This is a genomic window from Corallococcus sp. CA047B (assembly GCF_003612065.1).
GTDB classification, from domain to species: Bacteria; Myxococcota; Myxococcia; order Myxococcales; family Myxococcaceae; genus Corallococcus; species Corallococcus praedator.
Window position 1 is genome coordinate 16885 of sequence record NZ_RAWD01000103.1, and the last position, 11214, is coordinate 28098.

The window sequence follows — 11214 nt, forward strand, 5'->3', positions numbered from 1 at the left end:
CGCGAGGGGCGAAGATCGGCTGCGCATGGACATCGAGCGTGAGCCGGTCAGCCCACCGCCTCCTTGCGCACCTCCTCCACCTGAGCGACTTCATGCTCCTTGAGCTGACGCTGGATCCACGCGCCTTCCTCAAAGGACTGGCTCTGCATGGCGCGCTCGACCGCCTGCGTCTCACGGAACTCCCGGGCCTCCGAGGTCATGGTCCACTGTGCCTGGAGCCCCATTGAGTCCACCACCTGGCGGATGTCCTGGAGCGCCACACGGAAGAACTCCTTGCGAGGGTTCACCTTGTTCACCTGCTTCCGCACGAAGCGCTTGTGCAGCTCGCGTTCGAGCGAGGGCGCATCCTCACTGTGGATGAGGGCGTGCACGTCGAACTCGAAGGGTACGCTCGCGTCCCCCAGCTCCCGGATGCGATCCAGCGGCTCCAGCCTCCGGGTGAGCCCGACCTTAAAGATATCCTCGCCAAAGGAGCCCACGTTGGAGATGACGTAGACGTGGCCCGTCCGGGTCTGCTGCGCCATGGAGAGGGCTCGCTGGTTCTTCTCCTCCGCCTCCTTGAGTTTCTGGGCGAGCAGGGTGAGCTGTTCCTCGTACTTCGATTTCTGCGCGTCGCCGGCCTTCTCGAACTCGCGGCGAGCCTTCTCCATCGCCTTGCGCAACAGCTCTTCTTCCTTCTCCGCTTCGCGTTGGGCCCGCTCGAACTCGCGCTGGGCCTTCTCCTCCTCGCGAATGCGCTCCTTGATGATCCGTTGCTCCTCGCGCTCCTTGAGTTTCAGCTCGTTCGCCACCACGGCCCACTTGAGTTCGTCCAGCCGTGTCGCGAGGTAGTCCTGCTGGATGCGCGCGTTCCTGAACGCCTGCCCGTTGTTGTTCACGACGCTGAAGGCATCCCTCACCTTCTGCTCCAGCGTGCCGTGGTTGTCGTGACGGACTCCCGCGAGGATGGAGTCCACCTTGCCGTTGAAGGCATCGAGTACGAATTCGATGGCGGTGGTGCGACGATTGGTCTCGACGTAGTCGCAATTCGCGGCCTTGCCGACACGGATCATCTCGCGCATGCGCTCACGCGCCGACTTCAGTCTGGCTCCGGCCTCCGTGAAACCGAAGTGCTCCGCGAGCTCATCGAGCACGCCCTGGGTCGGGACGACATAGCGGTCCCCATACCCCTCGATGATGTTGCGCATCGCCGTGGCCGTCTGCTCCAGTTGCTTGGCGTTCTTCATCGCCTCGAAGGCCTCGCCCGCCACTTCCTGAGCACGCTTGCTCGCGGATTCGATGATCCGGCTGGCCTCTGCCGCCGCCTCCGTGAGCACGGCGTCGGAGCGCTTGCGGAGGTCCGCAGCGGCCGCTTCCGCGCTGACTCGCACCGCCTCTGCCGCCGTCATCGCGCTTTTGCGCGTAGCCTCTGCTTCGGTTTCGGCGCTACGGCGCACCGCCTCCGCCGATGAGGCGGCTCGGGTTCGGGTGGCCTCGACTTCCGCCTCCACGTCGACAATGTGCTGGTACTTGCCGAGCGCGCGGTTCTGCTCCTGCAGCGTGGATACTTCCTGCTGGAGCCGATCACGCTGTGCAACCGCTTCACGAAGTGCCGTCTCCGCAGCACGTCGTTTACCGGTCATGAAGGCCAGGATGAATGACAGGGCGGACGTCAGGAGCAGGAGTAACAAGGTCATGAGCGGGCCTTCCCTTGGGTAGACGCAAAACGGACGTGAAGGCTGGCGGATGTCGTCATGGCGCTCATCCAGACTTCCCGTACGACGGGAGCAGGTCCCAGCCATGGGAGTCTCCCAGGCAAGGGAGGGTTTCACATCCCACGTGTGGGTTATTGACTCGCGGCAGCGGGTAGGCGAAGCCCACCTGGACCTGAAGACATGCGCCCTGAACTTCCGGAAGACCTGAGACGGTTGCTCCGCGCTCGCTCGCAGGGATTGGTGGACCGCGTCGAACGGTTCCTCGACGACGCCCCGCGCAGGTGCACGTACGTCCGGACGGAGCGGGTTTCAGCGCGGCCCCTGCGGCCTTCCTGGGTGCACCGGATGTTGGGACAACGTTCCGCGCAGCCGGTGCTCGGGATTCTCGACAGCAAGTTTGGCGGCACCCCGTACGCGGAAGAAGCGGACCTTCCGTGGAAGGGCTTCCGCTTCCTCGGGCAGCTTCACTTCGCGCGAATCCAGGACCTGCCTCCGGAGCTGCCACGCCACGGACTCTTCGCGCTCGACATGGCGGTGAGCGGACCTGCGTCGCAGGCGTTTCGCATCCGTTGGTATCCGGATCCCTCCGAAGCCCGCTCCCGTTCCCTCCCCCTTCCCCTGTGTGTGGGGCGCTGGGAAGCACGGATGTCGTTCGCGTCAGGCTGGTCACTGCCAGGAGGAGACACCTGGGAGGCACCGCTTCGCGACGAGGACGCGGAGCTCCAGGCTCGCTGGAACGACTGGGCTCCCGAGGGCTTCCTCCAGGATGAGCAGGGAACGGGGCTGCACCGACTGGGCGGACACCGGAGCGGCGGACTGGATGAGGAGGACGCCTCCCGTCCACCGTCCGGACACGCCCCCGATGTGCAGCTCTGGCGCATCAACTACGACAACCCCGCAGGCTTCCATTGGGGAACAAACTGGGTCTACGTCCTGATCCACCCGGAAGACCTGGCGGCGGGACGGCTGGAGCGCGCAGTGGTGACGAGCGCGAACGCCTGATGGCAGGGCATGGGTGCATCCCCCGAGCCCCCACTTGCACCCCGGGTGCGGGGGGTGCCCAGATGAGTCCCTGCTACCCCTGAAGGGACATCTCGAATGAAGCGCAACGTGTGGAGCGGTTGGAATCTCGTGGTGGCGGTGGCGGCGGGCGCCCTCGTCGCGGGCAGCGGGGCGTGTGGCGGCGATGACGGCGACCCGGATCCGGGCCCGACGGACGCTGGCACGCAGACGGATGCCGGCACGGATGGAGGCACCCAGGCGCCCGCCGAGGAGGGCCGTGCGCTCGCGGCTTCCAACGGGGGCCTCATCGTGGTGGGCTCCACCGAAGCGAACCTGGCCACCACCAGCGTGGACGTGCTGGTGCGCCGCTACACGGCCACCGGCGAGCTGGACACTGCGTTCGGCACCCAGGGCTCGGTCGTTGTCGACTTCGAGGGTCCCGCGACGGGCGCCATCTCCGGAGAGCGCGAACAGGCCGACCGCGCGGACACGGTCGCGGTGCTCGCGGATGGAAGCCTCCTCGTCGCGGGCTTCGCCCAGGGCGGCGCGACCTCCGACTCGCGCGACTTCGCCGTGGTGAAGCTCACCCCCAGCGGACAGCTCGACACCAGCTTCAACAAGACGGGCCGCTCCCGGCTGCACTTCGGCGCGGACGGCAGCGTTGATTTCCGGGGCGCGGTGCACCGAATCCTGCCCATGGCGGACGGACGCTTCTACGTGGGCGGGTTCCTCACGAAGTCGGACGGCCTGGACGAGGACTTCGCGCTCATCCGCTACAAGGCGGACGGCTCGCTCGATACGACCTTCACGTCCGCGGGCAGCCCCGCGGGAAGCTGGATTGGCGGCGCGTACACGAACGCCGAATCCGTCCAGGGCATCGCCATCCAGGGCACGAGCATCGTCATCGGCGGCGGAGACGACTTCGCGGCGGTGCGCATCCGTCCTGCGGGAAACCAGGACCTGACGTTCGGAACGTCAGGGCTCGCGAAGAGCGTGGGCGGCAGGGCGCACGCGATGGTGGCCCGTCCGGGCGGCGGCTTCCTGCTCGCGGGTGAGCGCCAGGACGTGAAGGTGGGCGGCACCGGCTACGGCGTGATGAAGCTCGTGGCCTACACGGCCGAGGGCAAGCCCGACGTCACCTTCGGCCCCGAAGGCGTGCGCGAGTTCACCGCGCCCGAGGACGTGCTCGACGTGGTGAACGTCAGCGGCCTTGCCATCCAGGCGGACGGGAAGATCCTCGTCTACGCCAACGTGCGCGCGAAGCCCGCGCTGTTCCGCTTCCAGGCCAATGGCGATCTGGACACGGCGTTCGGAACGGGCGGCGTGGTGCGCTGGCCGGAGACGCAGCTCACCCTGCCCCTCTTCATCCGCCCCACCACCGGTCCCAAGCTGGTCGTCAGCGGCGACACGGCGTTCGTCACCGATGCGAACATCTACACGCCGGGGTTCTTCCCCGGCCCCGCGCGCCTGCTGCTGAAGAGCACCGGGTTGTAGCGGTGCGCCACGAAGTCCTCGGCGGCTGACGCGAAGCGGACACAGCGGCTCGCCCCTGGGGGCAGCCTCAAGTGGGACTGCCGCACAGTCCCGGCGCGGGGCCTGCACCCACCGCACGGAAGCCCTAGCCTCCCCCGTCATCGCGCTGGCGCGGTGTCAGGGGAGGAAGCCATGGCCTCACGGAAGCCCTCGCGCTCGAAGCCGTCACCCCGAAGGACACGCCCCCGCCCCGCCCCGGACGTCACCTGCCAGTCCGGGTTCGAGCTGCGCGACGAGGAAGTGGAAGAAGCGCTCGTCACCGGCGCCCACCAGGGACTGCTCGAGGACTACTTCGGACCGGAGCAGTACACCGAATTGACCCGACTCGCCCGCGATGCGACCGCCTCCCGCACGCTGCGCGGAGGCCCACCGGTCCTCATCCTTCCGGGCCTCCTGGGCTCGAGGATTGGCCGCAAGCGGAAGCTTGGCCTCCTTGACGACGTCTTCTGGTTCGACCCCATCGACATCGGCGCCGGCAGGCTGACCCACCTGGAGCTCCCCGCTCCGGGCAATGGCCTCTCCGCGCTCGGGGTGATGTTGTTCGCCTACCTCTCGCTCAAGTTCCGGCTCTGCCAGGCAGGCTTCGACGCGCACTTTCACGCCTTCGACTGGCGCAGGAGCATCACCGAACTCGGTGCTGAACTCGCCGCCGTGCTCCAACAGCGCGCGGGGGAGAAGGTGCACCTGGTGGCGCACAGCATGGGCGGGCTCGTCGCACGCGCGGCCATTGGCCAGGGCGCGCCCTACGCGCGGCTCATCATGCTCGGCACCCCGAACTCCGGGTCCTTTGATCCGGTGATGGCCCTGCGCGCCACCCATCCGGTGGTCCGCAAGCTTGGCGCGCTCGACTTGCGGCACACCCCCGAGCAGCTCTCGCGTGACCTCTTCACCACGTTCCCGGGGCTGACCCAGATGCTCCCTGACCCGGAGCGTTGGTCGGAGGTGGACCTCTACGATCTCTCCCAATGGCCTCCCGACGACCTCCACCCCCGCGACGTCCTCCTCAAGGGGGTGGCGCCGATGCGTGCGGGGCTCGCGGGCGCGCGCGAGGACTTCTTCATCATCTGCGGCGTGGACCAGGAAACGACCGTGGGCCTGCGCCACGACGAGCAGGGACGGTTCGTCTACCAGACCTCCCGTCAGGGGGATGGCACGGTGCCACTGGAGTTCGCCCAGATGAGCGGGGTGAAGGCGCACTACTACATCGCCGAGAGCCACGGGGCGTTGCCGAACAACTCGCGGGTGGCGCGCGCCGTCTGTGATCTCCTGGATCGTGGACAGACGGACGTGCTCCCCACCCAACCCGCACCGAGCGCACTGCGTGCCCCGGTCACCGAGGTCCCCGAAGCGGCGCTGCGGGTGGAGCCCTATGACGGGCGCCGAGGTCCCGCGCTGAGCCAGCGCGAGCTTCGGGAGGTGACAGAGGAGCTCGTCGCACCCACGGCACGCAACGACGGCGTCATCACCGGACCGATGCCACTTCCGATCTCTCCGGCGGCCTTGGGGACCGGGTTCCGTCACCCGTTCGAGCAGGTCGTCGTGGGGCGGCGAAGGCAGCATCGGATCGACCTCCGCATCGCGCTCGGGAGCATCACCGAGGTTGACGCCCGCGCCCTGTCGATTGGCATCTTCCGCGATGTCGTTCCGGGGGGCCCGGCCAAAGCGCTGGATGCGCGGCTCGGTGGCGCCATCACCGAGCTGAACAACCGGCGCATGTTCTCGCGCAACATCGGAGAGGTCTTCATGATGCCGACCGGACGGCATCCGCTCGCGGCCGACATCCTCTGCTTCGTGGGCCTGGGCTCCTTCGACACCCTCAGCGACTCCGTCCTCCAGACGGCCGCGGAGAATGTCATGCGGACCTTCATCAACGCGCGCATCGAGGAGTTCGCCACCGTGCTCTTTGGAGCAAACTCCGGGCGGACCGCGGCCGGAGCGCTGCGCAACCTGCTGATGGGCTTCTTCCGGGGCCTCCGCGACGCCGACCACGACCGCGGCTTCCGCCGGTTGATCATCTGCGAGCAGGATCCCCAGCGGTTCCTCGAACTGAAGGAGGAGCTGTACCGCCTGTCCAGCACCTCCCTGACCGAGCAGTTGGAGCTCACCCTGGACGAGGTGGTCCTTCCACCGGAGCGGGAGGCGCCCTGGGGGCAGGGGCAGCCCACACGCCGCGAGGAGCCGGTCTATCTCATCCTGCGGCAGGAGACCGCTAGCGCGGCGGAGGCCGAGCGGACGGTGGACATCCACGCGTCGCTGCTCACCTCGGGGGGCAAGGCCGCGATCGTCAGCGGACTTCGCACGATCAATACACGGGAGCTGCTGGCCGCGCGGGAGGCCGTGGTCGCCGCGAGCGTGCAGGACTTCACCCGGGGAGGACGCCGGCTCGCCGACCTGCTGCTCCCCGACGCGGTCCGCACGGTGCTTGCGCGCCAGCGAGACCACCACCTCGTGGTGGTACATGATGCACCGCTCTCACGCGTGCCATGGGAGACGTTGGCGCTGCCGCTCGACGACGGGGAGACGGTCTGGTTTCCCGCGGCGGAGAAGGGCCTCAGTCGCCGCTACTCCGCCGACAACCTGTCCGTGGCCAAGTGGCTCTCCGAGCGCGTGGAGGATGACGTCCTGCGGGTGTTGCTGGTCGTGGACCCAACCGGGGACCTGCCCGTGGCCGCGCGGGAAGGCAGGCGTCTGGGGGAACTCTTCCAGAACCTCCCCGGCGTCCGGGTCGACGTCATCCGGGGGGAGGAGGCCACCCGACCGGTACTCCTGGCCGCCTTCAGCTCAGGGCGCTACGACATCGTCCACTACGCCGGGCACGCGTTCTTCGACGAGGACACCCCGGCCCGCAGCGGCATTGTGTGCCACCACCACACCGTGCTGTCGGGCGCCGACCTGGCGGGACTCTCGAACCTGCCGGCGCTCGTGTTCTTCAATGCCTGTGAGTCGGGTCGGCTGCGCAGGATGGCGGGGCGGCTGGAGGTGGTGAAGCCCCTGCGCACCTCCGTGGAGCAGTTGGACACGGCCGTCGGACTGGCGGAGGCGTTCCTGCGCGGCGGAGTGGCGAACTTCATCGGGACCACCTGGCCCGTCGGTGACGCCGAGGCGGAAGCGTTCTCCCTGAGCTTCTACCGGGAGATCCTGCGGGGCGTGGGCCTCAACGCCGCGCTCCAGGCAGGGCGCGCGGAGCTGAAGCGGATGCGCTCAAGGGATTGGGCGAACTACCTCTTCTACGGCAACCCGGACTTCGTGCTGAAGGGGCGCGGGTCCTGAGTCCCACCGCGCCCTCGCGCCGCATCCGTCACGCCGTGGGCGGGCGCTTGCGCGCGGCGGGCTTCGGCTTGAACGCGTCGCTGCGCGGGTGGAATTCGTCGTACACCTTGCGCAGGCGCGCGCCGTTGACGTGCGTGTAGATCTGCGTCGTCGCCAGGTCCGCGTGGCCCAGCATCTGCTGCACCGCCCGCAGGTCCGCGCCCCGCTCCACCAGGTGCGTGGCGAACGAGTGCCGCAGCTTGTGCGGTGACAGCGGCTTCAGGATGCCGGCCTTCAGCGCGTAGCGCTTGAGCAGCTTCCAGAAGCCCTGCCGCGTGAAGCCTCCACCGCGCGGCGTGACGAACAGCGCCTTCGCCTCGCGCTTGCCCAGCAGCTCCGGCCGCGACAGCGACAGGAACGTCTGGACCTTTTCAATCGCCACGCGGCCCAGCGGGACGATGCGCTCCTTGGAGCCCTTGCCCTTCGCGATGAGGTAGCCTGCGGTGAGCTGTACATTGTTGAGCTCCAGCGTGCACAGCTCCGTCACGCGCAGCCCCGTGGCGTAGAGGACCTCCAGCATCGCCTTGTCGCGCATGCCCGTGACGGTGCGCTCGTCGGGCGCGGCCAGCAGCTGCTCCACCTCCTCCAGCGTGAGGAACACGGGCAGCTTGCGCGGCGACTTGGGCGTGTCCACGTCTTCCGTGGGGTCCTTGTCCGCCAGCCGCTCCGCGACGAGGAAGCGGTGGAAGACGCGGATGGCGGCCAGGTGCCGCGCCTGGCTGCGGCGGCTCAGGCCCTGCTTGCCCAGCGTCGTCAGGTGCGCGAGCACGTCCTCCTGGGTGACGCGGGCCGCGTCGTCCTTCCCGCGCGCGCGCAGGTCCTCGAAGTAGACGGTGAGGTCCGCCGCGTAGGCGTCCACCGTCTTGCCGGACAACCCCCGCTCCGCGCGGATGAAGGCGATGAACGCGTCGAGCAGTCCTTCCATGGGCCCAGGGTAGCGAAGGAACACCCGAGGGCAACTCCCCGGCCACCTCCCCCGTCACGACCGGATAGCGTCCCGTTCCAACGTGGCCTTCAACCGGAGCGGGCCGGTGACACGACCTGCCTCCGCCCACCCGAAGCAAGGAGCAACCCGATGCGCGCACCAGGATGGCTGTGGATGGCGGCACTGACGATGGGGAGCATGAGCGCGACGACGCTGGCCCAGCCTGCCCCCCAGGCGACGTCCACGAAGACGAAGGACGGCCAGGTGAAGAGCATCACGCCGACGTCCGTCCAGCTCGCGGGGGCCACCGCCTCCGCGCCGCCGTTGACCTACGTCATCGAAAACCCGAAGCAGGAGCTGAAGGCGACCCTGGACGCCATCAAGCCCGGCGACACCGTTCGCGTCACCTACGCCCCGAACGCCGTGGGCGCGAAGGTCATCACCCAGGTCGAGAAGCTCCCGTCCGCGACCCCGTAGCACGGCACCACCGGACCCCAGGGCCTCACGCCTGGGGTTCGACGGCCTCCTGCGCGTGCGCGCGCTCCAGCGCCTCCACCACCCACGGCCAGCCCACCAGGATGTTGCCCGGCGAGCGCAGGCACGCATCCGCCACCGCCAGCACCTCCGCGGGCCGGGAGCGCACCGCCAGCGCCAGGTGCCGGCCCAGGAACGGGTGCGGCAGGTAGCTCAGGTTGTGGTGCCGTACCGGCACCCACCGCAGCGTGGGCCGCCCCGTGAAGCGCTCCACCGCGTACGCCACCGCCTGCGCCAGCACCTCCAGCGCGTAGAACGGCAACCGGAAGGCACACGCCAGGAAGGCCACCAGCGCGCTCGCCGCCACCGCGCCCGCGAAGGACACCGACGAAGCGCCGCTCCACACGAACATGGGCACCACGCTCGTCGCGATCGCCGCCACCTGCACGTTGCGCACGGAGGGCCCGCGGCCACTCGCCAACCCCCCGATGCTCCCCGCCGACAGGCCGGACACGATGCCCAGGCAGATGCCCACCGCCATCGCCGCCAGGCCCCCGGACTCCGGACCGAAGGCGCCGCCCGCCGTGGCGTGCAGCCCCGCCAGCATCGACATGCTCGCAAGCGACCCCAACAGCACCCCCGACGCGAGCCCCGACACCAGCGCCACCACCAGCCCCACCGCGGAACACAGCGCCGCGGAGAGGAACCACACGCCCCGCATGGGCACGCCCATGACGTGCAGGCCCAGCCCGGTCAGCACCGTGAGGCCCGGCGACAGCACCACGAGCAAGAGCAGCATCCGGGCGACGAAGGCCCCGGCGGCGCGGCCTCCTTCCGCCTGCTCGCGCCATAACTGGCCAATGCGCCCCGCGGGCGAACGGATGCCGGCCTCGCGCAGGCGGTAGTGCAGATCAATGGGCCGGAGCATCAACAGCCCCAGCAGCGCGAGCGCCCCGGGCACCCGCTCCGGTACGTCGACAATCACTGGCACTTCTGGACGGTCCCCCTCGGCCAAGGCTCCCCCCTCTGGTTCGGGTTCAGGCTTCCAGCCTACCCTTGCCTTGCCTGAGAATTTCAAGCGCATCGCCTACGAGTGAAACCACCGTGGACGGCTCGTTCAATGTCACGCCACCGTCAAGGATGAGATCCAATCCGTGCCCCAACACGGTCTTGATGTCCCTGGCGTCTGACAAAACCGTACCATCGGTATGTGTTGCGGACGTGGTGATGAGCGGGCGGCCCAAGGCCTTCGCCAGTTCGCGGGGAAGCGTGGCGTCCGGCACGCGCAGTCCTACCTGCTTCTGCTTGGTCATCATCACCTCCGGCACCAGGCGCGTGGCCTCCAGGATGAAGGTGAAGGCGCCGGGGGTGAGGCCCTTCATCGCGCGGTAAGCGAAGTTGCTCACGTGCGCGTAGCGGGCGACGTCGGACAGGTCCGGGCACAGCAGCGACAGGGGCTTCTTCTTGTCGCGGCCCTTGAGCTGGTAGAGCCGTTCAATGGCCTTCTTCGCGTTCAGGTCACAACCGAGGCCGTAATAGGTATCCGTGGGATAGGCGATGAGGCCGCCCTTCTCCAGCACCTCCACCGCGCGAGCGATGTGGCGCGGCGAGGGGTGGTCCACGTCCACCTCGAGGATGGGTGCGACGGCGGGGGGCATGACGGGCGCGACTCCTGACAGGGACAGGCCGACGGCGGCGAGCCCCAACTATGCGCCGCCGCCCGCCTCTTCCGCACGGATTTCGCCACTGCCCAGCAGCGCGCGCCGGGTGAGCACCGGGCCCACCAGCTCGTGCGCGGTGATCATCGCGATGATGAGCACCTCCACCTGCGGCCCGAACGTGGGGAAGGTGCGCGACACCAGCGCCGCCAGCCCGAACGTCACGCCCGCCTGGGAGATGAGGCCCATCCACAGGTAGCGCTTGAGGCGCGGGTCCCCGGCGGGCGCGAACCTGCGGCACGCGCCCCAGATGGCCAGCCCCCGCAGGGCCACGAGCAGCAGCGCCGCCGGTCCCACCGTCACCAGCGCGTCCAGCTTCAGGCCCGCCCCCGCCGCGGCGAAGAAGAGCGCGAACACCGGCAGGCCCGCCTGCTGGATGGCATGGTGGATGCGCCGGCCCTCGCGCTCGTCCAGGTTCGCGATGAGCGCGCCCGCCGCCAGCGACACCAGCAGCGGCGACAGGTGCAGCCGCGCCCCACCCTCCGCCGCCGCGAACGACAGGCCGACGAGGAACAGGGGCAGCTCCCGGTTGACGCCCCGCATGTACAGCAGCATGGCC

Annotated in this window: 9 protein-coding genes; 4 read left to right on the forward strand and 5 right to left on the reverse strand. The window is 69.0% G+C overall.

Going from position 1 to position 11214, the window contains the following annotated elements:
- Positions 1 to 47 precede the first annotated feature (47 nt).
- Positions 48 to 1676: a DUF4041 domain-containing protein gene (locus tag D7X74_RS17790; RefSeq protein WP_199741845.1), complete on the reverse strand. Its 1629-nt coding sequence runs from the start codon at positions 1674 to 1676 to the stop codon at positions 48 to 50.
- A 198-nt stretch (positions 1677 to 1874) separates the two neighbouring features.
- Between D7X74_RS17790 and D7X74_RS17795 the strand changes: the two genes are divergently transcribed.
- The 3 genes from D7X74_RS17795 (at position 1875) to D7X74_RS17805 (ending at position 7499) form a co-directional block, all read left to right on the forward strand.
- Positions 1875 to 2696 (forward strand): DUF1963 domain-containing protein, encoded by an 822-nt coding sequence (locus D7X74_RS17795; RefSeq protein ID WP_120534162.1) that lies wholly within the window; start codon positions 1875 to 1877, stop codon positions 2694 to 2696.
- Positions 2697 to 2792: 96 nt separating this feature from the next.
- Positions 2793 to 4190 (forward strand): hypothetical protein, encoded by a 1398-nt coding sequence (locus D7X74_RS17800; RefSeq protein ID WP_120534163.1) that lies wholly within the window; start codon positions 2793 to 2795, stop codon positions 4188 to 4190.
- Positions 4191 to 4361: 171 nt separating this feature from the next.
- Entirely contained in the window at positions 4362 to 7499 is a 3138-nt protein-coding gene (locus tag D7X74_RS17805) for an alpha/beta fold hydrolase (RefSeq protein WP_120534164.1), read from the forward strand.
- 28 nt (positions 7500 to 7527) lie between these two features.
- Here the strand turns inward: D7X74_RS17805 and xerD are convergent, their stop codons facing one another.
- Entirely contained in the window at positions 7528 to 8463 is a 936-nt protein-coding gene (gene xerD, locus D7X74_RS17810) for a site-specific tyrosine recombinase XerD (RefSeq protein ID WP_120534165.1), read from the reverse strand.
- Positions 8464 to 8637: 174 nt separating this feature from the next.
- Here xerD and D7X74_RS17815 point away from each other — a divergent pair, with 174 nt between their 5' ends.
- The gene (locus D7X74_RS17815; RefSeq protein ID WP_120534166.1) at positions 8638 to 8940 is read left to right on the forward strand and encodes a hypothetical protein; all 303 of its coding nucleotides are present in this window, start codon (positions 8638 to 8640) and stop codon (positions 8938 to 8940) included.
- Positions 8941 to 8965: 25 nt separating this feature from the next.
- Here the strand turns inward: D7X74_RS17815 and D7X74_RS17820 are convergent, their stop codons facing one another.
- The 3 genes from D7X74_RS17820 to D7X74_RS17830 form a co-directional block, all read right to left on the reverse strand.
- A complete protein-coding gene (locus D7X74_RS17820; protein WP_120534167.1) occupies positions 8966 to 9952 on the reverse strand; it encodes a hypothetical protein in 987 nt (328 codons plus the stop codon).
- 22 nt (positions 9953 to 9974) lie between these two features.
- Positions 9975 to 10595 (reverse strand): L-threonylcarbamoyladenylate synthase, encoded by a 621-nt coding sequence (locus tag D7X74_RS17825; protein WP_120534168.1) that lies wholly within the window; start codon positions 10593 to 10595, stop codon positions 9975 to 9977.
- A 48-nt stretch (positions 10596 to 10643) separates the two neighbouring features.
- On the reverse strand, positions 10644 to 11214 hold a 571-nt coding region (locus D7X74_RS17830; protein ID WP_199741846.1), incomplete at its 5' end, for a cation:proton antiporter.